The organism is Frondihabitans sucicola, assembly GCF_030296615.1.
GTDB classification, from domain to species: domain Bacteria; phylum Actinomycetota; class Actinomycetes; order Actinomycetales; family Microbacteriaceae; genus Frondihabitans; species Frondihabitans sucicola.
In genome coordinates this window covers 2958252-2981790 of record NZ_AP027732.1, presented here as the reverse complement: position 1 = coordinate 2981790, position 23539 = coordinate 2958252, and the positions used below count along the sequence as shown (strand labels likewise).

Annotated in this window: 17 protein-coding genes and 6 pseudogenes; 14 read left to right on the top strand and 9 right to left on the bottom strand. The window is 68.4% G+C overall.

Annotation, left to right across the window (positions count from 1 at the left end; translation table 11 throughout):
• Positions 1-84: 84 nt before the first annotated feature.
• On the top strand, positions 85-1461 hold the full coding sequence (locus QUE79_RS15360) for a glucose-6-phosphate dehydrogenase (RefSeq protein WP_286343837.1): 1377 nt from the start codon (positions 85-87) through the stop codon (positions 1459-1461).
• A 99-nt stretch (positions 1462-1560) separates the two neighbouring features.
• On the opposite strand, the pseudogene QUE79_RS15355 reads toward QUE79_RS15360, so the two are convergent.
• Positions 1561-3548: pseudogene (locus QUE79_RS15355) on the bottom strand (glycoside hydrolase family 15 protein).
• Positions 3549-3602: 54 nt separating this feature from the next.
• The gene (locus QUE79_RS15350; RefSeq protein WP_286343836.1) at positions 3603-3824 is read right to left on the bottom strand and encodes a hypothetical protein; all 222 of its coding nucleotides are present in this window, start codon (positions 3822-3824) and stop codon (positions 3603-3605) included.
• Between the two features lie 241 nt (positions 3825-4065).
• Here QUE79_RS15350 and QUE79_RS15345 point away from each other — a divergent pair, with 241 nt between their 5' ends.
• Complete coding sequence (locus tag QUE79_RS15345; protein WP_286343835.1) at positions 4066-4821, top strand: SDR family oxidoreductase; 756 nt, start codon at positions 4066-4068, stop codon at positions 4819-4821.
• 61 nt (positions 4822-4882) lie between these two features.
• Here QUE79_RS15345 and QUE79_RS15340 read toward each other — a convergent pair whose 3' ends face one another.
• The 5 genes from QUE79_RS15340 to QUE79_RS15320 form a co-directional block, all read right to left on the bottom strand.
• Positions 4883-5080 (bottom strand): hypothetical protein, encoded by a 198-nt coding sequence (locus QUE79_RS15340; protein ID WP_286343834.1) that lies wholly within the window; start codon positions 5078-5080, stop codon positions 4883-4885.
• Positions 5080-6168 carry a type II toxin-antitoxin system HipA family toxin gene (locus QUE79_RS15335; protein WP_286343833.1) on the bottom strand — a complete coding sequence of 363 codons (1089 nt, stop codon included), beginning with the start codon at positions 6166-6168 and terminating at the stop codon, positions 5080-5082. Before QUE79_RS15335 ends, QUE79_RS15340 begins: the two co-directional genes overlap by 1 nt.
• Entirely contained in the window at positions 6168-6428 is a 261-nt protein-coding gene (locus tag QUE79_RS15330) for a helix-turn-helix transcriptional regulator (protein WP_286343832.1), read from the bottom strand. Before QUE79_RS15330 ends, QUE79_RS15335 begins: the two co-directional genes overlap by 1 nt.
• Positions 6429-6570: 142 nt before the next feature.
• Entirely contained in the window at positions 6571-7347 is a 777-nt protein-coding gene (locus QUE79_RS15325; protein WP_350271557.1) for a phosphatase domain-containing protein, read from the bottom strand.
• 311 nt (positions 7348-7658) lie between these two features.
• Positions 7659-8351, bottom strand: a complete 693-nt coding sequence (locus QUE79_RS15320) for an SOS response-associated peptidase (RefSeq protein WP_286343831.1) — start codon at positions 8349-8351, stop codon at positions 7659-7661.
• Positions 8352-8417: 66 nt separating this feature from the next.
• Here QUE79_RS15320 and QUE79_RS15315 point away from each other — a divergent pair, with 66 nt between their 5' ends.
• From QUE79_RS15315 to QUE79_RS15300, 4 genes and pseudogenes are all read left to right on the top strand, one after another.
• Complete coding sequence (locus tag QUE79_RS15315; protein ID WP_286343830.1) at positions 8418-9098, top strand: TetR/AcrR family transcriptional regulator; 681 nt, start codon at positions 8418-8420, stop codon at positions 9096-9098.
• A gap of 127 nt (positions 9099-9225) precedes the next feature.
• Positions 9226-10029, top strand: coding sequence for an ABC transporter ATP-binding protein (locus tag QUE79_RS15310; protein ID WP_286343829.1), 804 nt, complete (start codon positions 9226-9228; stop codon positions 10027-10029).
• Positions 10030-10084: 55 nt separating this feature from the next.
• Positions 10085-10762, top strand: coding sequence for an ABC transporter permease (locus QUE79_RS15305; protein ID WP_286343828.1), 678 nt, complete (start codon positions 10085-10087; stop codon positions 10760-10762).
• Positions 10759-11139: pseudogene (locus QUE79_RS15300) on the top strand (ABC transporter permease); the annotation flags it as partial. The gene QUE79_RS15305 and the pseudogene QUE79_RS15300, both read left to right, overlap by 4 nt.
• 25 nt (positions 11140-11164) lie before the next feature.
• Here QUE79_RS15300 and QUE79_RS15295 read toward each other — a convergent pair.
• The gene (locus tag QUE79_RS15295; protein WP_286346871.1) at positions 11165-11428 is read right to left on the bottom strand and encodes a hypothetical protein; all 264 of its coding nucleotides are present in this window, start codon (positions 11426-11428) and stop codon (positions 11165-11167) included.
• A 77-nt stretch (positions 11429-11505) separates the two neighbouring features.
• Here QUE79_RS15295 and QUE79_RS15290 point away from each other — a divergent pair, with 77 nt between their 5' ends.
• The 6 genes and pseudogenes from QUE79_RS15290 to QUE79_RS25660 form a co-directional block, all read left to right on the top strand.
• Complete coding sequence (locus QUE79_RS15290; RefSeq protein ID WP_286346744.1) at positions 11506-12432, top strand: ABC transporter substrate-binding protein; 927 nt, start codon at positions 11506-11508, stop codon at positions 12430-12432.
• A gap of 265 nt (positions 12433-12697) precedes the next feature.
• Positions 12698-14109, top strand: a pseudogene (locus QUE79_RS15285) (cytochrome ubiquinol oxidase subunit I).
• The gene (gene cydB, locus QUE79_RS15280) at positions 14109-15113 is read left to right on the top strand and encodes a cytochrome d ubiquinol oxidase subunit II (protein WP_286343827.1); all 1005 of its coding nucleotides are present in this window, start codon (positions 14109-14111) and stop codon (positions 15111-15113) included. The pseudogene QUE79_RS15285 and the gene cydB overlap by 1 nt, the downstream one beginning before the upstream one ends.
• 14 nt (positions 15114-15127) lie before the next feature.
• Complete coding sequence (cydD, locus tag QUE79_RS15275) at positions 15128-16801, top strand: thiol reductant ABC exporter subunit CydD (RefSeq protein WP_286343826.1); 1674 nt, start codon at positions 15128-15130, stop codon at positions 16799-16801.
• Positions 16798-18207, top strand: a pseudogene (cydC, locus tag QUE79_RS15270) (thiol reductant ABC exporter subunit CydC); the annotation flags it as partial. The gene cydD and the pseudogene cydC, both read left to right, overlap by 4 nt.
• An 8-nt stretch (positions 18208-18215) precedes the next feature.
• A pseudogene (locus QUE79_RS25660) lies at positions 18216-18302 on the top strand (hypothetical protein); the annotation flags it as partial.
• A 211-nt stretch (positions 18303-18513) separates the two neighbouring features.
• Here the strand turns inward: QUE79_RS25660 and QUE79_RS15265 are convergent.
• A complete protein-coding gene (locus QUE79_RS15265; protein WP_286343824.1) occupies positions 18514-18723 on the bottom strand; it encodes a hypothetical protein in 210 nt (69 codons plus the stop codon).
• Between the two features lie 586 nt (positions 18724-19309).
• On the opposite strand from QUE79_RS15265, the gene QUE79_RS15260 reads away from it, so the two are divergent.
• Complete coding sequence (locus QUE79_RS15260; RefSeq protein WP_286343823.1) at positions 19310-20794, top strand: anthranilate synthase component I family protein; 1485 nt, start codon at positions 19310-19312, stop codon at positions 20792-20794.
• Positions 20795-20870: 76 nt separating this feature from the next.
• Positions 20871-23452 (top strand): annotated as a pseudogene (leuS, locus tag QUE79_RS15255) (leucine--tRNA ligase).
• The last annotated feature ends 87 nt before the right edge of the window (positions 23453-23539 follow it).

The window sequence follows — 23539 nt, the reverse complement described above, 5'->3', positions numbered from 1 at the left end:
GACCCCAGGTGGCCCACAAGGTTCGACTTCGGAAAGGACGTCCATGAACACCCACACCGCGACTCGCCCCGAGCAGACCGTCTGATGACGGAGACGAGCACCCTCATCATCCTCGGCGCCTCCGGTGACCTCACCGAGCGCCTTCTCCTCCCCGGCCTCGCCAGCCTCCTCAAGAGCGATCGCGGCGTCGACGTGAAGCTCATCGGCACCGGCCGCAGCGAGCGCTCGCCGAAAGAGTGGGACGCCGTCGTCAAGACGGCCTTCAACGGCGACGCCGGCAGCGACCTGGCCAAGCGCACCCTCGCCTCGAGCGAGTACATCCAGGGCGACCCGACCTCACCCGCGCACCTCGAGAAGCTGTTCGAGGCGTCCGAGGGCGACCCGGTCATGTACTTCGCCCTGCCGCCCGCCATCTCCGTCAAGGTCATCAAGGCCCTCGAGAAGATCACGCTCCCCGAGGGCCTGCGTCTCGCGCTCGAGAAGCCGTTCGGCAGCGACGAGGCCGGCGCGCGCGACCTGAACGAAGAATTGCTCAAGGTCGTCTCCGAAGACCGGATCCACCGCACCGACCACTTCCTCGGTCGCTCGACGGTGCTCGACATCATCGGCCTCCGCTTCGCCAACCGCCTCTTCGAGCCGGTCTGGAACAGCGACAACATCGCCAAGGTCGAGATCTTCTACGACGAGATCCTCGGGCTCGAGGGTCGCGCGCAGTACTACGACAAAGCCGGCGCCCTGATCGACATGATCCAGAGCCACCTGCTGCAGATCCTCGCGATCATCGCCATGGACGCCCCGGCCTCCATCGACGCCGTCGAACTCCGCAGCGAGATCGCCCGCGTCCTTCGTGCCACCTGGGTGAAGGACGGCGACCCGATCACCGCCAGCCGTCGCGGACAGTACGCGGCGGGCACCATCTCCGGCAAAGAGGTCCCGGCGTACGCCGACGAGGACGGCGTCGACGACGCGCGCCAGACCGAGACTCTGGCCGAGGTCGAGTTCGAGATCAAGACGCGCCGGTGGGCCGGCGTGCCGTTCGTCCTGCGCTCCGGCAAGGGGATGAGCAAGATCCGCAAGGAGGTGCTCATCACCTTCAAGCCGGTGCCGGTGCTCCCGGCCGGTCTGAAGGGGGCATCCAGCCCCGACTCGCTCCGCATCGAGATCAGCCCCGAGACCCTCGAGCTCGGCGTCACCACCAACGGCAAGGGCAACCCCTTCTCGCTCGAGAAGTCGGTCTTCAAGACCGACCTCGGCAAGCCGGAGCTGACGCCCTACGGCGAGGTGCTGTCGGGCATCTTCCACGACGACCCGACGCTGTCGATCCGCGGCGACGTGGCCGAGCGCTGCTGGGCCATCGTGCAGCCGGTCATCGACGCGTGGAAGAGCAACATGGTTCCGCTCGAGACGTACCCGGCCGGTTCGTCCGGCCCCGTCGAGTGGGAGACCTCCAAGGAGGCGTGACCCCGTCGCGTGTGAACGCCCCGTCCGCTTTCGCGGGCGGGGCGTTCCGCAGCCAGGGCGTGTCGCTCACTTCACCGCGGGCCACGTGGGAGAGACGCCCTAGGCGCTCGTGGTGCGGTCGGCGCCGAGGTCGTCGGGGTACCGATCGGGTTCGGCCGGGGGCGTCTCGAACGGCTCGGTGCCGTGCTTCGGCCCCGGCGCGCTGGCCAGCCTGCGGCCGCGGTTGCCGCGCGAGTGGTCGATCGCGGCATCGATGGCGTCGGCCGCGCGGACGAGCGCCAGGTGCGACAGGGCCTGCGGTGTGTTGCCGACGTGGTGGCCGGTCGCGACCTCGATCTCTTCGCTCAGCATGCCCACGTCGTTCCGGTAGCCGACCAGGGTGTCCATCAGGGCGGTGGCGTCGTCGATCCGGCCGCTTCGCGCGTACTGCTCGGCGAGCCAGAACGAGCAGGTGAGGAACGGGTTCTCGGTGCCGCTCAGCCCGTCGACGCCGGACTCGGTGCGGTAGCGCACCAGGAGCCCGTCGATCAGCAGGTCTTCTTCGATGGCTTTGACCGTGCCGAGCATGCGCGGGTCGTGGGCGTCGACGTAGCCGACCTGCACCAGCTGCAGCAGCGACGCGTCGACCTCCTTCGAGCCGTAGTACTGCACGTAGCAGCCCCGTTCGGCGTCGTAGCCGTGCGTCTCGATCTCGTCGCGCACCTTCTCGCGCAGGGCCATCCAGCGGTCGACCGGACCGTCGAGGTGGAACTGCTGGACGCCGCGCACCGCACGGTCGAGGGCGGCCCAGATCATGACCCGCGAGTGGGTGAAGTGCTGGGCGGGACCGCGGATCTCCCAGATGCCGTTGTCGGGTCGGTCCCAGTTCTCCTCGACGTGCTGCATGAGCGCCCTCTGGAGCGCCCACGAGTCGGGCCCCTCTTCGACGCCGAGCTCGCGGGCATCGTGCAGGGCGACCATCACCTCGCCGAAGACGTCGCCCTGGTACTGCGTGTAGGCGCCGTTGCCGACGCGCACCGGAGCCGCACCCCGGTAGCCGGGCAGCTCGTCGATGGTGGTCTCGGCGAGGTAGCGTTCGCCGCTCAGGCCGTACATGATCTGCACGTCTGCCGGGTCGCCGGCGATGGCCCGCAGCAGCCAGTCCCGCCAGCCCGTGGCCTCGTCGGCGAAGCCGTGCAGGATCAGCGACTGCAGGGTCATCGAGGCGTCTCGCAGCCAGACGTACCGGTAGTCCCAGTTGCGGCCCCCGCCGAACTGTTCGGGCAGGCTCGTGGTGGCCGCCGCCACGATGCCGTTGGTGTCTTCGTGCGTGAGCGCGCGGAGCAGGAGGAGGGAACGGTGCACCTCGGGCCCGTAGACCTTGGGGGCATCGGAGTGGGAGGCCCATTCCCGCCACCAGTCGACGGTCTCGTCGATGCGCTTGCCGACTTCGATCGCAGCCGGGGGGACGCGGTGGGAGGGATACCAGGTCAGCGACATGTCGACCGTCTCGCCCGCGGCCACGTCGAAGGTGGCGGTGTGCGTGTGGTCGGCGGCGGTGAGCCTCGGGCCCCGTACGATCACGGCGTCGGGCCCCGCGATCGCGATGAGCGTGCCGACGTGCGGCTCACCCGAGGCGGCCGTGGCGGCGTCGAGGGCGGCGTCGGGGGCGTTGCCGCCCGGGCCGCCGTCGCGGGTACCGTCTTCGTTCAGCTGCCTGATCCAGGGGATCGCCGTGGTGTAGCCGAAGCGGATGCGGAGGTCTTCGGTCATCGTGACCGTGCCACTGATGCCGCGGACCCGGCGCACCACGTCGGCACGCCGATCGCCGTAGGGCATGAGGTCGGTGACCTCGACGACACCGGTCTCGGTGGTCCACGTCGTCACGAGCACGAAGGTGTCGTCGACGTAGGCGCGAGTGGAGGTCGCGGCGGCGTCTTTCGGTGCGAGGAGCCAGCGACCGCTGTCGTCGTCGCCGAGCAGGCCGGCGAACATCGAGGCCGAGTCGAACCGGGGAGGCACAACCAGTCGATACTGCCGTCGGTTCCGACGAGGGCGGCCGTGTGGCAGTCGCCGATCAGTGCGTAGTCTTCGATCGCGAGGGGCATGCGGCCATCAAATCAGACACGCCAGTGGATTCTGCGAACGCCTCGGTCGAATCGTCACGCGAACAGCTGCTGGTCGATCTGGTCGTCGAAGACGCCCAGCAGCAGCCATTCGTGGCTGACCGGATCGCGGGCGAGGTCGAAGGTGCCGTCGACCCGGTGCGCGCCGTCGGTGAGGGGAGCGCGTCGACCCGCCAGACCGGCATCTCGAGCAGGAACTGCCCCTCGCCCCGAGGCGCCCTCGTCGCCGAGCGCCACCACGACTGCCTGGTCATCCACAGCTCGGGGGAACTGACCACCCCGTAGACCACCCGTCGCCACGTGAAGCGAAGCGGGGAACCGTCGTCGGTCGTCTCGACCGGTACTTTCTCGTCGATGCGCATGTCGTCTCCATTCGAACACCTGTTCGAATCATACGAACCCCTCCGACATCCGCCAGGCCGAGCGCTCAGCCACGGACTCCCGGTCCCCGGCTGAACGCTCCCTTCCCGGCCGAGCCTCCGCGACCGAGGCTGGACACATGAAAACCACCGACAAGACCATCCTCATCACCGGCGGCACCTCGGGCCTCGGTCTGGGGCTCGCCCTCCGCTTCCAGGCCGCGGGCAACCGCGTCATCGTGGCCGGCCGACGCCGGAATCTGCTCGACCAGATCGTCCGGGACAACCCCGGGATCGAGGCGATCGCTCTCGACGTGGCCGACCCGTCGTCGATCCTGCGCGCTCGAGAGATCGTCGAAGAGAGGTTCCCCGACGTCGACGTGCTGATCAACATGGCGGGCATCATGCAGCCCGAAGACCTCCACTCGGACGGCTTCCTCGCGACGGCCGAGGCCACCGTCACGACGAACCTGCTCGGAACCATCCGGATGGTCGCCGCCTTCACGGAGTTCCTGCAGGCGAAGAACGAAGCCGTCATCATGAACGTCTCGTCGGGACTCGCCTTCGTCCCCCTCGCGGCCACGCCGACCTACGATGCGACCAAGTCGGCCGTGCACGGGTTCACCGAGGCGCTGCGCGTGCAGCTCGCCGACACCTCCGTCGAGGTGCTCGAACTGATCCCGCCGGCGGTCGCCACCACCCTCATGGGTCAGGACCAGCACGAGGGCGGCAACGCCATGCCCGTCGACGAGTACCTCGACGAGGTCATGAGCATCCTCGGCACCCGCCCGGACGAGAAGCAGGTCATGGTCGAGCGCGTCAAGATGCTCCGCTACGCCGAGGTCGACGGCACCTACGACGAGATCCTCGCGATGCTGGCCGGCGCCGGCCACTAGGGCGTGTCTCTCACTTCGCGGCACGACCTCCGGCCACGTGGGAGACACCCCTAGCGGCTCGCTACCAGCGCGGCATCGCCTCTGCCATCCGGTCGGCCGACGCGCGCGTGAGGCCGGCCCGGTCGGCGTACCCCCGCCAGCCGGCCACCGCCTCGCGCACCTCGTCGACGACGGCGCTCGCCCGGGGCACCAGATGCCGGTCGGCCACGGCCATCACGTCGGCGCGCTCGATGTCGTGGAAGCGGCCGTCGACGCTCATCAGGTGCTGGTAGGTCCACTGACCCGTGGGGTTGTAGGCGAAGGTGACGTCGTAGGCGGGGAGAGGGCCCAGGATCCCGTCGGCCCCGACAGCAGGAACGACTCGTTCTTCGAGTGGTCGTCGCAGTTGGCGGCGAGCACGTTGAACACCATGCGGCGGAACGCCTGCTCCTTCGCGGCGGGGCCGAGCCCGAGGCGCTCGATCGCGTCGAAGTACTGGCTGTAGTCGTGGGTCTGGCGCTGCCGGAAGTCGAGCTGGGTCAGGCCGCAGAGGGTGAGCGCGTGCACCTTGCCGTCCGGTCCGCCTCGGTCGTACCGCCTGGTCATGAAGTGGGCGCGACCGTTCTCTTCGAGGAGGCGGCACTCGGTCATGTCGAGCCCGGCGGCACCGGCCATCAGCGAGTAGGCGTACTCGACCCTGCCGTACTCGCCTCCCGAACCGAGCTCGGCGTCGCGACCCACACCGTCGAGCTTGATCAGCCAGAACTCGAAGCCGTCGGCGGCGGGGAGCTGGCCGGAGCGGATCTCGCCCGTCTCGCGGTTCCAGGCGATGACCGCCTTGGCCCGCGCTCCGCCCGCGGACGTGCCGACCTGGATGAGGCTCTGGATGGCCGCCTCGGTCTCGCGATCGCCGGCGAAGCGCTCGTCGAGCACGCTGCGGGCACCCTCGACGAGGTCGCTCATCTGGACGGCGCTGGTGACCCGCTGCCGCGGCCCCCGCGACGGCCGGAACTCGAGGGCGCCCATCGCTCGGTTCGACATGTACGCCAGGCGGTCGAGCGGTGTCACCTCGCCGCGGCGGATGCCCTGCCTGGCGAGCCACGCGTCGATGATCGCGTTTCCGAAGTCGTCGGGGAGAGCGTCGGCCAGCATCGCGGGCAGTCGGTGGAACGTGTTCTCGGGAAGGGCCGGGAAGACGTAGCGCTGCCGCGACAGCGGCATCTCGAGCGGGGCGAGCTCGATTCCGCGGGCGATCCAGTCGGGGTAGTACTCGAACACGTAGGCGCCGAGGCGCGGATCGGGGGCGACGGCGCCGACCCGCAGGCCCCAGGCGGTGACCTCGACGGCTGCGACGGGCGTGTAGGCCATCAGTCGTCGCTCCTCGGTCGGGAGACTCGTCGTCTCGGGGTGGCTTCGGCGCTGCGCAGCAGGTCGATCGGACTCACCGTCGGCGTCGGGGCCAGCGTGTCGAGCCACGCCGTCGCCTCGAGGGCTCGCAGGATCCTGATCACGGTGCGGAGAGAGCTTCCTCGGCCGTTCTCGAGATTCTTGATCGAGGTGACGCTCACATCGGCGAGATCGCCGAGGGTGGCCTGGTCGTAGCCGCGGTCGAGTCGGAGGGCGCGCATCTGTTCGCCGATGCGGCGCTCCCAGTCGTCGGTCGTGCCGCCGAGTTTTTCGGGGAAAGTTTCGGGTCGTTAAGAGCCATGATTTCAACTATAAGAGCTCTTTAGCCTTCTAATAGTCGGAATTCCACCTTTTAACGACCAGCTACTCGACGAGCCCCTTGGCTACGAGTTGATCCCATAGTCCCGCTCCGTCGGGAGCGTAGAGCCAGGGAACCCTCGTCGTGCGCTCGTGTTCTTCCCCTCGGGACCGGCCTCCGGCGAACACGGCCTCGCTCGACGAGAGCTGTCGAATGGCGACGGCGGCGACGTTGTCGGGGTGATTGCGGAGGAAATCGCCGTACAGCTCCTCGTCGTGCTGACCGTCGTCGCCGACGAGCAGCCACTTGAGCTGAGGGAACTCGGCAGCGATCCGGCCGAGCGACTGCTCTTTGTGGAGTCGGCCGCTCCGGAACCAGCGGTCGTGCGTGGGGCCCCAGTCGGTCAGCAGGAGCGGCCCGGGTGGGTAGAAGTTGCGCGTGAGAAAGCGCGAGAGCGTCGGGGCGACGTTCCAGGCGCCGGTCGAGACGTAGATCACGGGGCAGCCGAGGTGGGTCGCCCGGAGTCGCTCGTACAGGACGGCCATGCCGGGTACGGGGCGCCTGGCGTGCTCGTCGAGGACGAACGTGTTCCAGGCCGCCAGCAGAGGACGGGGAGTGCCGTGACCATGACGGTGTCGTCGATGTCGGAGATGATGCCGAACCGCACGGCGGGGTCGATGACGAAGACCGGGGCCTCGGCGTCGAGGAGCCCTCCGTTCGCAGCACCACCGTGTGCCAGCCCGGCGCGAGGTCGACCTCGATCCGGGCGTCGACGACTCCGCCCCGGTCGGCCGTGACGTGGTGCGTGTGCCCGTCGACGACCGCCTCGACGACCACCGCATCGATCGGGACGCTGGTGAAGCTCCGCCAGCCGCGGACGTGCGTGTGCTCGGTGGAGCGACGTTCGCCCTCCTTCGTGAGGAGGACGCGGCAGAGCACGCGGATCCAGCCCTGACCGCCGTAGCCCGAGTAGGGCACGATCGTCGGGATCAGACCTCGTCGTCGCGCGTTCCGCTCGCGGAAGGCGTGCAGGGCGTCCTCCATGCGAGCGGCGCGGTGCAGCATCGGCTCGACGCTGTTGGCGACGCTGTTCGCGACCGCGTTGTTCGAGACAGCACCCTCGGCGGTCGACTTTCGGGAGCCCAGCATTGGCCTAGTCTGGCACGCCGACCTCGGCCACCGGGCGGAACAGGGCCCGCTCGGCGTGCTGGAGGGACTCGCCCGAGACGCCCTGAAGCAGGTCGTCGTCGCCTTCGGTCTCGGGGTCGAGCCAGTCTTCCATCAGCTCGGCTCCGACGAAGACGGGCATGCGCTCGTGCACAGCGGTGAGCGAGGCGGCGGAGGGCCTGGTCAGGATGCTCGTGGAGAGCACCCAGCGCGCAGGATCGTCCGGTGCCACCCGGGGATCACGCCACCATTCGTAGAGTGCCGCGAAGAGCATGAGCTCGTCGTCGGGAAGGTGGACGTAGACGGGACCCTTGGTGCCGTCAGGACCGACGACCCACTCGTAGTAGCCGGACGCCGGAACGACGGCGCGCCTCGACACGACGGCATCGCGGAAGGTCGGCTTCTCGGCAGCGGTCTCGATGCGGGCGTTGAACGCCGTCGCGCCGACCTTCGGGTCGTCGGCCCAGGAGGGGATCAAACCCCAGCGCGCCGACGCGAGCCGCCGGACGGGCGGTCCGCCCGCGTCGGCCCCGCGCGGGGCGGCGTCGACCAGCAGACTCACCGGAGCAGTCGGAGCGATATTCCAGGAAGGCTCTGGAAGAGTGTCTCCCGTCACGTCCACGTCGAAGAGTGCCACCAGGTCGCTCGAGGCGCGCGACATCACGAATCTTCCACACATGGTCCCAGTCAAGCAGGGCCGTCCGACATTCCGTGACGTCGCACCACTCGCTTTGAAGGAGAACCATTGCTCGTCACCGAGGTCAATGAAGCACTGCCCGGGGGATCATCACTGCTCAGGAACGAGCCGGTCCAGGCGCGGAGCTCGGCCCGGCTGACAGGACTCCTCGATGCAGCCGCGGCGATCATCGACGAGATCGGCTTCGAGCGCCTGACGACGGCCATGGTCGCCGAGCGCGCGGGGGCCTCGATCGGCACCGTCTACCGGTACTTCCCCGACCGCATCGCGGTCGTCGAAGCCCTTGCCGTCCGCAGCGTCCAGCGCCTCATCGAGCGCGTCGACGCCGCCGTGATCGAGCGTGGCCTGACCGAGTGGCGGGACTCCATCGAGATCGCCATCGACACCGAGGTCGCCATGTACCGCGCCGAGCCCGGATTCCGGGCGATCCGCTTCGGCGACGTCGAGAACTCCGACAAGGTGCCAAGCGGCAAAGACGACTCCGCGAAGCAGACGGCCGACGAGAACCGCCGTTCGCTGGCCGAGCGGTTCACCGCCCTGCTGGTCGACAGATTCGGCCTCGTCGCGTCGAGCGAGTTCACGTTCGCGATCGACGTCGCCACCGAGCTCGGAAGCGCCTTGATCGCTCGGGCCTTCGCGCGCGACCCGCAGGGTGATCCCCGGTTCATCGAGGAATGCCGCGTCGTGGTGGCGGGTTACCTCGACCGGGCCGTCGTCACCCGGGCCTGACCGGGAGGCGGTTCCGACGATTCTGTGACGCTCTGTGGCGTCGGTGTAACGCGTCGGAACGAACTGTGGTTCAGTTGACGCCCCTGGCAAGTGTCGATTCGTGATGCCCACGAGGAATGAGCCACCAATGATCGAGTTCCGCTCGGTGACCAAACAATATCCCGACGGCACCCGGGCCGTCGAAGACTTCAGCCTCGTCATCCCCTCCCGCAAGACCACGGTTTTCGTGGGCTCCAGCGGCTGCGGCAAGACCACGATCCTGCGGATGATCAACCGGATGGTCGACCCGACTTCCGGCTCCATCCAGATCGACGGCGACGACATCGGCGCCATCGAACCCGTGGGGCTCCGACGCAGCATCGGCTACGTCATGCAGAACTCGGGCTTGCTGCCGCACCGCAAGGTCGTCGACAACATCGCGACGGTGCCACTGCTCAAAGGTGTCAAGAAGAAGGACGCCCGCGAGCAGGCCCTGAAGCTGATGGACACGGTCGGCCTCGACCGCGCCTTCGCCGATCGCTACCCGAGCCAGCTCTCCGGTGGCCAGCAGCAGCGCGTCGGCGTCGCGCGAGGCCTGGCCGTCGACCCGAACATCCTGCTGATGGACGAGCCGTTCGGCGCGGTCGACCCTCTGGTCCGGTCCGATCTGCAGGAGGAGCTCATCCGACTGCAGCGCGATCTCGACAAGACCGTCGTCTTCGTCACCCACGACATCGACGAGGCGTTCTACCTGGGCGACCAGGTCGTCATCCTGCAGAAGGGCGGTCACATCGCCCAGGTCGGCACCCCGAGCGAGATCCTCTCGAACCCCGCCGACGACTTCGTCGCCAACTTCGTCGGGGCGAACCGCGGAAAACGGGCACTCCACATCGAGGAGACAGCCACCGGCTCGATCCTCGTCGACGACGAGGGCGCCCCGCCGGCACGCTGACGGGCAGCGTTCCTGTCGAGAGCACCGCCGAGGTGGCGAGCGAGCGGCCCACGTCGTGAACTGGATCCTCCAGAACCTGCCCTACCTCGGGCAGTCGACACTCGCGCATCTGCAGTTGAGCATTCCGCCGATCGTCCTGTCGTTCGTGCTCAGTGTGCCGCTCGGCTGGCTGGCGAACCGGTTCCGGCCCGTGCGGGGTCCGCTGCTGACCATCGCCGGGCTGCTGTACGCGATCCCGTCGCTGCCACTGCTGCTCGTTCTGGGCACCTTCCTCGGGAGCCTGCGAAGCGACGCGAACATCATCATCACGCTGACTCTGTACGGCATGGCTCTGATGGTCCGTTCGACCGCCGACGCCCTCGCGGCCGTCGAGCCGGACGTCCGACAGTCCGCGACAGCCATCGGCTACGGCCCCTGGGGGCGTTTCTTCGCGGTGGACTTCCCGCTGGCCGGTCCCGTGCTCCTCGCCGGGATGCGCGTCGTCGTCGTGAGCACGGTGAGCCTCGTCACGGTCGGCGGTGTCCTCGGCATCAACGGGCTGGGGCTTCTCTTCACGGATGGGCTGCAGCGGGCCATCATCGCTGAGATCGTCGCGGGGATCGTCCTCACCGTCGTTCTCGCCCTCGTCCTCGACGCGCTGCTCGTGCTCCTCGGCCGGGCGCTCATGCCGTGGAGCAGAGCCACTGCGGCGCCGTCGCGGCGCCAGGCCCGGAAGGTGCTGGCCACCGCATGAACTTCTTCGGCTCCGCGTTCAGCTTCATCTTCGATTCTGCGAACTGGGCCCACACGGCCCCGAACCCGATCGGCGAGCGTCTCGGAGAGCACCTCTGGTACACCGTTCTCTCGCTCGTGATCGCCGCGGTGATCGCTTTGCCCATCGGCCTGGCGATCGGCCACACCGGTCGAGGTCGGAGTGCTGCCGTCTTGATCTCCGGCGGTGCACGGGCGCTGCCGACGCTCGGCGTCATCACGCTGCTCGCGGTCCTTCTCGGCATCGGGCTGCGGGCTCCACTGATCTCGTTCGTCATCCTGGCGATACCGTCGATCCTGGCGGGCGCCTACTCGGGTCTGGAATCGGTCGACAGGAAGGTCATCGACGCCGCCCGGGCACAGGGCATGACGGAGTGGCAGATCCTCACACAGGTCGAGATGCCGCTGGGGCTTCCTCATCATCGGCGGGCTGCGCTCCGCGACGCTTCAGATCGTCGCGACCGCGACCCTCGCGAACTACGTCGGTGCGGGCGGCCTGGGGATCTTCATCTTCCTCGGCCTCGGCAACAACGACATCGTCACCATCCTCGTCGGAGCGATTCTCGTGATCGCTCTGGCCATAGCGCTCGAGATCGTCTATTCGGTCATCCAGCGTCTCGTCGTCCCCGCGGGTGTCCGCGCCGGGCAACGATCAGAAGACGACCGCACCGGGGCAACCCGTTCCCGGGCGGTGGTGGGTTCCCCACTCCAGGAAGGAAACAAGTGATGTTCACAGCGAAGAGAGGCCGACTCGCCGTCATGGGCGCGGTCGCGATCGGGGCGATGGTCGTCCTGGCAGGGTGCTCGTCGAGCGACCCGCTCAAGTCCGGCTCGACGGCGAAGGCGTCAGGCGACACCATCGCCATCGGCTCGCAGCAGTACTACTCGAACGAGATCATCGCGGAGGCATACGCGCAGGCTCTCGAGAACGCGGGCTTCAAGGTCGACCGCCAGTTCAACATCGGTCAGCGCAGCGTCTACCTGCCCGAGCTGCAGAAGGGGACCATCGACGTGATCCCCGACTACTCGGGAAGCCTTCTGCAGTACTACGACGCGAAGACGACGGCGAAGTCGGAGTCGGACATCGAGTCGGCCCTGCCGGATGCTCTCCCGTCGGGGCTCCGCATCCTCAAGGCCGCCGCGGCGACGGACCAGGACACGTACACGGTGACGAAGGAGTTCTCCGACAAGAACAACGTCACGAGCTTGGCTGACCTGAAGGACTACAAGGGCAGCCTGGTCGTCGGTGCGAACGCCGAATTCCAGACGAGGCCCTACGGGATCACAGGTCTGAAGAGCGTCTACGGAACGACCGCGACCCTCAAGACGATCAGCGACTCCGGCGGAGCCAACACCGTCGCGGCGCTCAAGAACGGTCAGGTGCAGCTGGCCGACATCTATTCGGCGAGTCCTGCCATCAAGGCGAACGACTTCGTGAGCCTGAAGGACCCGGAGAACATGATCCTGCCGCAGCAGGTCATCCCCGTGGTCGACAAGAAGGTGGACGCGAAAGCCGCCAAGGTGATCGAGTCCGTCAATGCGAAGCTGACGCAGTCGGAGCTCATCGACCTCAACACGAAGAGCGTCGACGACAAGTCGTCGGCCGCGGTCATCGCGAAGGCGTTCCTGAAGGACGCCGGGATCGTCAAGTAAACGACACCTGTAGCGTAGCGACACCCTGAAGGGCGGTCGCCCGGGCCGGAGGCTCCCGGGCGACCGCCCTTTCGTTCGCCGCGATCGCGCGGTATCTTGAGGTCGAGCGATCCCCGGTGTGATCAGGGTTTTCGCAGCTTTGACGGCCCGTTCTGCGTCCGGCGCAGACGTAGAGTTTTTCTTGTCCTGGGAGTCACGAAGGCGAGACCCACCACCTCATCCGCCCGAGGAAGAAGCACCTCTTGTACCACCCGGCAGTCGCCCCATGAACGAGATCCTGAGCCCTCTCCTCCTGTCCAGGTGGCAGTTCGGGCTGACCACCGTCTATCACTTCCTCTTCGTCCCGCTCACCATCGGGATGGGCTTCACCGTCGCCGTCTTCCAGACCGCCTGGTACCGCACGGGCCGGGCCCACTACCTGCAGCTCGCGAAGTTCTTCGGCAAGATCTTCCTGATCAACTTCGCGATGGGCGTCGTCACCGGCATCGTGCAGGAGTTCCAGTTCGGCATGAACTGGTCGGAGTACTCGCGCTTCGTCGGCGACGTCTTCGAGCACCACTCGCCCTCGAGGGGCTCCTGGCGTTCTTCCTCGAGGCCACGTTCCTCGGCGTCTGGATCTTCGGTTGGGATCGCGTGCCCAAGGGGCTGCATCTGACGGCGATCTGGGGCGCCACCGTCGGAAGCATCGCCTCCGCGTACTTCATCATCTGCGCGAATTCGTTCATGCAGCATCCGGTCGGCTACGTGATCAACCACGCCAAGGGCCGCGCCGAGCTCACCGACATCTGGGCCGTGCTCACGAACAAGGTCGCTCTCGCCGCGTTCCCGCACACGCTCTTCGCCTGCTTCATGGTGTCGGCCGCCGTGATCATCTCGGTCGCGGCCTGGCACCTCTACCGCAACCAGCACCTCGAGACCATGCGTCCGGCACTCCGATTCGGTCTCTGGATGATGATCGCGGCCGGGGCTCTCACGATCCTCTCCGGCGACCAACTGGGCCTCGCGATGGTCGAGACGCAGCCGATGAAGATGGCCTCGGCCGAGGCGCTCTATCACACGTCCACCGGCTTCAACGCGTCGTTCTCGATCTTCACGCTCGGAACTCCCGACGGCGTGCACGAGCTGTTCAGCATCCGCGTCCCGTACCTGCTCTCCTTCCTGTCGACCCACACCTTCGACGGCACGGTCGAGGGCATCAACAATCTGCAGGCGCAGTACCGCGCCGCCTACGGACCGGGCGACTACTCGCCGATCATCTGGATCACCTACTGGTCGTTCCGCTGGATGATGGGCCTCGGCATGATCGCGATCCTGATCTCCGTGGTCGGCCTCTGGGTCACGCGCAAGGGGCGCATGCCGAAGAACAAGTGGGTCTGGCGCGCCGCGACGTGGAGCTTCCCGCTCCCGCTCGCCGCCATGGTGATCGGCTGGGTCTTCACCGAGATGGGCCGGCAACCCTGGCTCGTGTTCGGCTTGCTGAAGACGAGCGACGGTGTCTCGCCGGGAACGACGGGGGTCGAAGTCCTCATCTCCCTGATCGCCTTCACGGCGATCTACGCCACCCTGGCGGTCGTCGAGTTCCGGCTGATCCTCAAAGCCGCTCAGAAGGGTCCGGACGAGCCGACCAAGATCGACGCGACCACGGGCGAGCTGCTCCACGAAGCGACGGTGTACTGATGAGTCTTCCCGACCTCTGGTTCCTGCTCATCGGCCTGTTCTTCACCGGCTACTTCGTCCTCGACGGCTTCGATTTCGGCGTCGGCATGTCACTGCCCTTCCTCGCCAAGGACGACACGGATCGCCGCGTCCTGATCAACACCATCGGTCCGGTCTGGGACCTCAACGAGACCTGGGTGATCGTCGCCGGCGCCGCACTCTTCGCTGCATTCCCCGAGTGGTATGCGACGGTGTTCAGCGGTTTCTACCTGCCGATGCTGTTCATCCTGCTGGCCCTGATCCTTCGCGGCGTGTCGTTCGAGTACCGCCACCAGCGGCCCGAGCACCGCTGGAAGCGCACCTTCGACCGCATGATCTTCATCGGCTCGGTCGTGCCGGCGTTCCTCTGGGGACTGGTGTTCGCGAACCTGGTCCGCGGCATGGCCCTCGACAAGAACTTCGACTACATCGGCTCGTTCGCCGACCTCTTCAACGCCTACTCGATCGTCGGCGGCCTCGCGACGCTGCTCCTGTTCTTCACGCACGGGGTGATCTTCGTGTCGCTCAAGACCGACGGCGAGATCCGCGTGAGAGCGCGGAAGCTGGCCGTGCGATCGGGTGCCGTCACGATCGTGATCGCCGGAGGCTTCCTCCTGGCGACCTGCGTCGCCCACGGCAGGCCGTTGTCGATCGTGCTGTCGATTGCGGCGGTCGTGACCATCCTCGTGTCGTACATCGCCAATGTCCGAGGGCGGGAGGGGATCGCCTTCGGCTTCATGGCGGCGACGATCGCGCTGGCCGTGGCGAGCCTGTTCGCGGCGCTGTTCCCGAACGTCCTGCCGGCGACGAACGATCCGGCGAACACGATGACCATCGCGAACGCCTCCAGCGGCCACTACACGCTCGAGGTGATGAGCTGGATCTCGCTGATCTTCGTCCCGCTGATCCTCGCCTACCAGGGCTTCACCTACTGGATCTTCCGCAAGCGCGTCACTCGGGCGATCATCACCGCCGGCGCCCACTGAGCGGGGCCGAGACGATGAAGCCACTCGATCCGCGCCTGCTGCGCTACGCCTCGGCCGTCCGGGGGTTCCTGGCGGCGGGCGCGGCTCTCGGGGCGGTGCAGACCTTCTTCACGGTGGCCTTCGCCTTCCTCGTCTCGCGCGCGGTGGTCGTGGTCGTCGACCGTGAACCGCAGCGCCTGCCCGGCTATCTGGTCGCCCTCGCCGTCACGATCCTGTGCCGGTCGCTTCTCGGCTGGGCGCTCGAGGCCCTGGCCGCACGCACGGCCGTGAAAGTGAAGAGCCAATTGCGCAGCCGGGTCGTCGAGAAGGTCGTGAGCCGAGGGCACGCGTGGCTCGCCACCCGGAACTCGGCGCGGCTCGCCACTCTGATCGGCCCCGGTCTCGATGCCCTCGACGAGTACTTCGCGAAGTACCTCCCGCAGCTGATCCTGACCGCTCTCGCGACCCCGCTGCTCGTCGTCGTGCTCTTCACGCAAGACGTCCTGTCGGGCGTCATCGTGGTCGTCACGCTGCCTCTCATTCCGGTCTTCATGATCCTGATCGGCTGGACGACGCGCTCGGCACAGGCCCGGCAGTGGGAGCGCCTCGCCCGGCTCGCGTCGAGCTTCCTCGACGCGGTGAACGGCCTCTCGACGCTGAAGGTGTTCGGGCGGGAGCGACGGCAGATCCGCAGGATCGGTGCACTCACCGACGATTACCGCAGCTCCACCATGAAGGTGCTGCAGGTCTCCTTCCTCTCCGGCTTCGCTCTCGAGATGGCGGCGTCGCTTTCGGTCGCACTCGTGGCGGTCGCCATCGGCGTCCGACTCGTCAGTGGGTCCCTCGAGCTGCCCGTCGGCCTCTTCCTCCTGCTGCTGACGCCGGAGGCGTACCTCCCGCTGCGGCAGGTCGGCGCCAACTACCATGCGGCCGCCGACGGCATCGCAGCGGCGGACGACGTCTTCGAGGTGCTGGCCGACGAGGCGGAGGGTGCCGACACCTCCGTCTCTCGATCCTCGACCGTCCCAGCTCCGGCTGCCGCACGCAACCGCCCGGCGCACGACGTCCTGCAGCTGCGCGACCTGTCCGTCTCCTTCGGCGACGACCACGTGTTCGGTCCCGTCGACCTCGACTTCGAGACGGGGGTCCTGACCGCCGTCGCGGGGAGGTCGGGAGTCGGCAAATCGAGCCTTCTCGGCGCCGTCCTGGGCACCGTGGAGGCCGGCGGAACCCTGCGCTGGCGCTCCGACTCCGCGGCTCCGTCGCACGACGAGACGGCGTGGTCAGGGCAGGTGCCAGGCCTTCTCTCCGGCACGATCGCGAGCAACGTGGCGCTCGGAGACGACATCGATCTCGATCAGGTGGTCGACGCACTCACGACGGCGGGCGGCCGCGACCTCGACCCCGGGATCGAGCTGGGGGCAGGAGGCTCGGGGTTGTCTGGCGGTCAGGCGCAGCGCGTCGCCCTGGCGAGAGCCCTCTACCGTCTCGCGCGGCGCCCCGTGCGACTCCTCCTGGTCGACGAACCCACCTCCGCCCTCGACCTCGTCACAGAACAGGAACTCGTCGAGGGGCTGCGGCGGATCGCAGCGCGCGGAGTCGCCGTCGTGGTCGTGACGCATCGGCCGGGTGTGCTCGCGGGAACCGACCGCGTGTACCGACTCGAACCCACCGCCGCGATCGAGACCCGACAGGCGGTGACCGCGTGAGCGAGTCGATCCTGCGTACGGCGCAACCACCGCTGTCGCGCTCGTGGCGAGGCCTGGCCACGGGCGCCCTCGGTGCTCTGAGCGGCATCGCTCTGTTGGCGACCAGCGCCTACCTGATCACCCGTGCGGCCGAGCAGCCGCCCATCCTCTACCTGTCCATCGCGATCGTCTCGGTGCGGCTGTTCGCCCTGACGCGCGCCTTCTTCCGCTACCTGGAGCGGCTGACCAGCCACGACGCCGCGTTCCGCCAGCTCGCCGTCGTCCGCACCCGGCTCTACCGGCGCCTGGTCCGGATCGCCCCTGCCGGCCTGTCCCGCACATCCCGAGGCGATCTCCTCACGAGCGTCGTCAGCGACGTGGACGCGCTCCAAGACCTTCCGCTCCGCGTCGTGCAGCCCTTGGTCATCTCGGCCCTCTCGTCGCTCCTGGCGGTCGCCGGTGTGTTCATCGTGTCGCCGAGCGGCGGTGTCGTCCTGCTCGTGTCGCTCGTCGTAGCCTTCCTCGTCACCAGCCTCGTGGCGAACGCGCTGGCCACGCAGACGGAGCGAAGCCTGGCCCAGAGGCGCGGCGCCCTCGGAGCCGCCGTGCTCGACACGCTGCAGAATCTCGACGTCCTGGTCGCCTTCGACGCCATCGGTGCGCAGCTGGCGAGGGTGAGATCGCTCGATGACGACCTTCGCCGCGCATCCCTTCGCCGGGCTTCCACTTCGGGGCTCGTCGCGGGTCTCGTCTCGCTCCTCACCGGCGTCACCGTGATCGGCACCGTGTGGGCGGGGCACAGCGCGATCGGGCACGGGCTCTCCGGCCCGGAGTTCGCCCTGGTGGCACTGGTGCCGCTGGCCGTCTTCGAGGTCGTCGGGTCGGTTCCGGTGGCGGTCCTCGCCTGGCGCAGGGTCGCCGCGAGTGGAGCGCGAGTCGAGGCCGCGGTACCCGCCGAGCTCGCCGCCGAGATCGTGGTCGACGAGCATGACGAGTCGGACGTTCGCGACGACGAACGGCAGGGGAGTCCGGCCGGGCGACCCGCGGCTCCGCTGGAGTTCGGCCATCCCGGCGATCTGGCCGTGAGACTCCGCGGGCTCGGCGCGCGCTGGCCGGGGGCCGCGCATCCCGCCCTCTCGGCGGTCGACCTCGACCTGCGCGTCGGAGAGCGACTCGTCCTCCAGGGCCCGAGCGGTGTCGGCAAGTCGACGCTGGCATCGATCCTGGTGCGCTTTCTCGACTACTCGGGAAGCTACGAGGTCGCCGGGTACGAGGCGCGCACGCTCGACCCGGAGTCGGTGCGCGCCACCATCGGCCTCCTCGAGCAGCAGCCCTACCTGTTCGACGAGAACGTCCGCCAGAACCTCCTCTTCGCCCGAGACACGGCGACCGACGCCGACCTGGAGGAGATCCTCGAGCGCGTCGGCCTCGGCGAGTGGCTGAGAGAACGAGGTGGTCTCGACGCGCGGCTGGGCGAGCGGGGGCACTGGTGTCGGGAGGGCAGGCCCAGCGTATCTCGCTGGCGCGGGCTCTCCTGCACGGCTTCCCGCTGCTCGTGCTCGATGAGCCCGCCGCCGGCGTCGACCCCGACCTGGCAGACGAACTGCTTCACGACGTGCTGTTGACGGCGGCCGAGACCGGCACGACGGTGCTGCTCATCTCGCACGTGCCGGTGCCGACCGCACTCGTGACGCGCACGATCCTGTTCGCGTGACCGCCGCCGGCGGGCCGGGTCAGCGCACGGGCCGCCGAAGGGCGTCGAGGCGCGTGCGCCAGAGCCGGAGTCGACCGGGCTGCTCGGCCAGGGCGGGGCCCTCCGCCCAGCTCGTGGCGATCCGAGCCCCGTGCAGCGAGTTGAGCGCCCACACCTCGAGCCCGTCGAGCCCGTCGGGAGCCGTCACATCGCGCAGGATCTCGACGCCCAACGCCGTCGCGAGAGTCACCAGCGACCGCTCTGTGACGCCCGGCAGGCGGGGAGGTCGTCGTCGACGACGCACAGGGCGTCACCGCGCCACCACACCAGCGACGTGTAGTTGCCCTCGACCACGTCACCGGCGGGCGACAGGATGACGGCCTCGTCGGATCCTGCAGCGTTCGCCTCGGCCCTGAGGTCATCGAGCCGGGCCAGGTCGGGCCCTTCACGCGCGGCAGCTGCCGAGGGTCGTGCGACGCGGTGGCGAGGGAGAGCGACGATCTGCGGACGGGGGCAGGGCGGATCGCAAGCCGGAACGCGGACTCGCGCCCAGGCGACGGCGCTGCCAGGTCCAGCCGAGGGAACCAGCTGCCCTCGAGCGGCAGCGCGCGCAGTGCCGCGTCCCAGAACGCGTTCGCCTCGTCGACACGCTCCGGTGCGACGAGCTTCAGGGAGGCGATGAACCGGGAACGGTGGACGTCGAGGGCGAGAGCCGCCCCGTCGTCGAGGAGCCAGGAGTCGCTGACCGACACGGGGGCTCTCGACTCGTGCGACGCAGCGACGAGAGCGCCCTCCGCCCAGCGATATTCACGGATGGCGTCCATATCATCAAGGGTATGCGGAACGTCACGCGAGTCACGCTCGGTCGCTGGATTCCCGCCGAGACGGTGCTCGCCCGGCTAGGAGATCGAGGCGACGTCGTGTGGTTCGACGCCGGCGTCGAGGGCGACGCACGGCTCGCGTCCCCGCGCGACGGCCATCCGCGTGTCTCCTACCTCGGCTGGGGCGACGAGATCCTGCTCGCCTCCGCGAAAGAGCCCGGCAGCCTCGAGGCCGCCTGGCGACGCGTCTCCGACGACGCCGCTCAAAGGGCTCAGGATCACGAGCCGCTCGGCTGGTGGGGCTGGGTCGGCTACGGCGCCGGCGCCGACCTCCTCGCGCCGGGGGAGAGCGCCTGGGCACAAGCCCTCGGTGATCCTGCGCACCCCGATCTCGCCCTCCTCGCGGTCGACAGGGCGCTGGTCTTCGACCACGACGCCGGCCTCGTCGAACTCGTCGTCGACGGCGACCACACCGAGTGGGTGGCGGAGCTTCTCGCGTGGTGGTCGAGCGATTCCGAGGGGATGCCTCCCGCGCCCGGGACGTCGCGGCCTCGCGTCGCCGAGTGGGCCGACAGCGACGAGCGCTATCTCGACCTGATCGCGAACTGCCAGGCGGCGATCCACGAGGGCGACGCGTTCGTGATGTGCCTCACCACGTCGGTGAGCGTCCGAGGCGTCGACGAGGACGACCTCGTCCTCTACGGTCGGCTTCGCCGGTCGTCGCCCGCGCCTCGCGCCTGCTTCCTCCGGCTCGGCGGGGTGTCGCTCCTCGGCTCCTCGCCCGAGACGTTCCTCACCGTCGACCCCTCGGGGGTCGTCACCAGCGCGCCGATCAAGGGGACCCGGCCGCGCGACGCCGATCCGCGCGTCGACGCAGGCCGCGTCGGGGAGCTCCGAACCAACCCCAAGGAGCGCGCCGAGAACCTGATGATCGTCGATCTGATGCGGAACGACCTGAGCCGGGTCTGCGTTCCGGGCGGCGTCGAGGTCACCGCGCTCTTCGAGGTCCACAGCTACGAGCACGTCCACCAGCTCGTCTCGACCCTCAGCGGTCGCCTGCGCCCCGGTCTCACGGGGGTCGATGCGGTCCGGGCGACCTTCCCGCCCGGTTCGATGACGGGTGCGCCGAAGCACAGTGTCGTCCGCCTGCTCTCCGCCTGGGAAACGGCCCCGCGGGGCGTCTATTCCGGGGCGGTCGGCCGATTCGGTCTCGACGGCAGCGTCGACCTCTCGGTCGTGATCCGGTCGATCGTGCTCGACGTCTCGACCGGGACCGCCACGATCGGCGTCGGCGGCGGGATCACCGCGTCGTCCGTGCCCCTCGAGGAGCTCGCGGAGACCCGCACGAAGGCCGCCGCGCTCCTCGCCGTCGTCGGCGCCGATACCCGCGTTCCCGACCTCGAGACGCCGCTTCCGGTCACGGATTCCGGCGCGGGATCGCCGCGCTCGGGCTCGCTGGACCGCCCGTGCGATCCTCGGAGGGATGAGTCGCTAATCTAGTTCCTTGGGCCGCCAGCACCGTCCCAGCGACGCGTGCGCCTCTGGCTCCTCTTCCAGACCTGAATTGAGATCATCCGTGGCATACGAGCACGAGCAGAACCTGACGGCCGAGTCGAGCCCGCGAGACTACGACTTCGAGGCGATCCAGGCGAAGTGGCTGGCCCTGTGGGAGGAGCGCCAGCCCTTCACCGTCGACGACCCCGCCGACAAACGCCCGCGCAAGTACATCATGGACATGTTCTCGTACCCGTCGGGCGACCTGCACATGGGTCACGCCGAGGCGTTCGCATTCGGCGACATCGTCGCGCGCTACTGGCGCCAGCAGGGTTTCCAGGTGCTGCACCCGGTCGGCTGGGACAGCTTCGGCCTGCCCGCCGAGAACGCGGCGATCAAGCGGGGCACCGACCCTCGCGAGTGGACCTATGCGAACATCGACCAGCAGCGCGAGTCGATGAAGGCGTACGGCGTCTCCGTCGACTGGACACGTGAGATCCACACGTCCGACCCCGAGTACTACAAATGGAACCAGTGGCTGTTCCTCAAGATGTACGAGAAGGGCCTGGCCTACCGCAAAGACAGCTGGGTCAACTGGGATCCCGTCGACCAGACCGTCCTCGCGAACGAGCAGGTGCTCCCCGACGGAACCTCCGACCGCTCGGGTGCGGTCGTCGTCAAGAAGAAGCTGACGCAGTGGTACTTCAAGATCACCGACTACGCCGATCGCCTGCTCGACGACCTGAACCAGCTCGAAGGGGCGTGGCCGGCGAAGGTGCTGGCCATGCAGCGCAACTGGATCGGTCGCTCGACCGGTGCCGACGTGAACTTCCCCGTGGAGGGCCGCTCCGAGAAGATCACGGTCTTCACGACACGGCCCGACACGCTGTTCGGCGCCACCTTCCTCGTGGTCGCCCCCGAGTCGGATCTGGCGGCAGAGCTCGTCTCCGGTCAGGACGACGACGTGATCCGCGCCCGGTTCCAGGACTACCTGACCGAGGTGCAGAAGTCGACCGAGATCGAGCGGATGACGACCGACCGCCCGAAGACCGGCGTGTTCCTGGGCCGCTACGCCGTCAATCCGATGACGGGCGACCGCCTCCCCATCTGGGCGGCCGACTACGTGCTTGCCGACTACGGTCACGGCGCCGTCATGGCCGTGCCGGCGCATGACCAGCGCGACCTCGACTTCGCGCGCAAGTTCTCCCTGCCCGTTCGCGTGGTCGTCGATGTGAACGCACCCGTCACCGGCGTGATCCCCGCGCTCGAACTCGACGAGAACGGCGTGGCGATCCTGCCCGACGATCTCGATCCGGTCGATCCCCTCGAGACGGGCGTCGCCCTGACCGGGGAGGGGCGGCTGCTCAACTCCGGCCCGTTCACCGGCCTGAGCAAGTCGAACGGCATCAAGCGGATCGTCGAAGCGCTCGAGAAGTCGGGCGACGGCAAGGCCGCGAAGACCTACCGGCTGCGTGACTGGCTCATCTCCCGGCAGCGGTTCTGGGGCACGCCGATCCCGATCATCCACGGTGCCGACGGCGTCGAGATTCCCGTTCCCTTCGATCAGCTCCCCGTCGAGCTGCCGTCGACCGATGGGCTCGATCTCAAGCCGAAGGGGCAGTCGCCCCTCGGCGCGGCCACCGACTGGGTCACCGTCGAGGACCCCGCGACGGATCACCCGCGCGCCGCGACCCCGACACGATGGACACCTTCGTCGACAGCTCCTGGTACTACCTCCGGTACCTCAACCCGCGAGACGACAGCCAGGCGTTCGATCCGAAGGAGGCCGACAAGTGGGCCCCCGTCGATCAGTACGTCGGCGGCGTCGAGCACGCCATCCTGCACCTGCTCTACGCGCGCTTCATCACGAAGGTGCTGTTCGATCTCGGCTACGTGAACTTCACCGAGCCGTTCAGCGCGCTCCTCAACCAGGGCATGGTGCTCTCCGGCGGCTCGAAGATGTCGAAGAGCAAGGGCGGCGTCAACCTCGGAGACGAGCTCGCCGAGCACGGCGTCGACGCGATCCGCCTCACCATGGCGTTCGCCGGCCCGCCGGAGGACGACATCAACTGGGAGGACGTCTCGCCCGCGGGTGCAGCGAAGTTCCTGGCGCGCGCGTTCCGCCTCGCCACCGACGTCACCTCGGCGCCCGACGCCGTGTGGGCGGACGGCGACCAGGCTCTTCGTCGGGCGACGCACCGGTTCCTCTCGGAGGCGCCCGGGCTGACGGAGGCGTTCAAGTTCAACGTCGTCGTGGCTCGGCTCATGGAGCTGGTCAACACCATTCGCAAGGTGATCGACTCCGGAGCCGGCCCTGCCGATCCGGCCGTTCGCGAAGCGACCGAGACCGTGACGCTCGCGCTGTCGCTGTTCTCGCCCTACACGGCCTCCGAGATGTGGGAACGACTCGGCTACACCTCCGACGTCGCCACCTTCGGCTGGCGCAAGGCCGATCCGACCCTTCTCGTCGAGACCAGCATCACGGCCGTGATCCAGGTGAACGGAAAGGTGCGCGACCGCATCGAGGTCTCGCCGAAGGTGTCCTCCGACGAGCTCGAAGCGCTGGCCAGGGCCTCCGCAGCCGTCCAGCGCGCCGTGGGAGAGAAAGAGATCGTCACCGTGATCGTCCGGGCCCCGCGCCTGGTGAACATCGCCGTGAAGTAGCTCTTCTCCACATCCGCTCGAAGGCCGCCCCGTCTCCACAGGGCGGCCTTCGTCGTCGGCGGGTCCGTGTCGTCGTTCCTAGGGTCG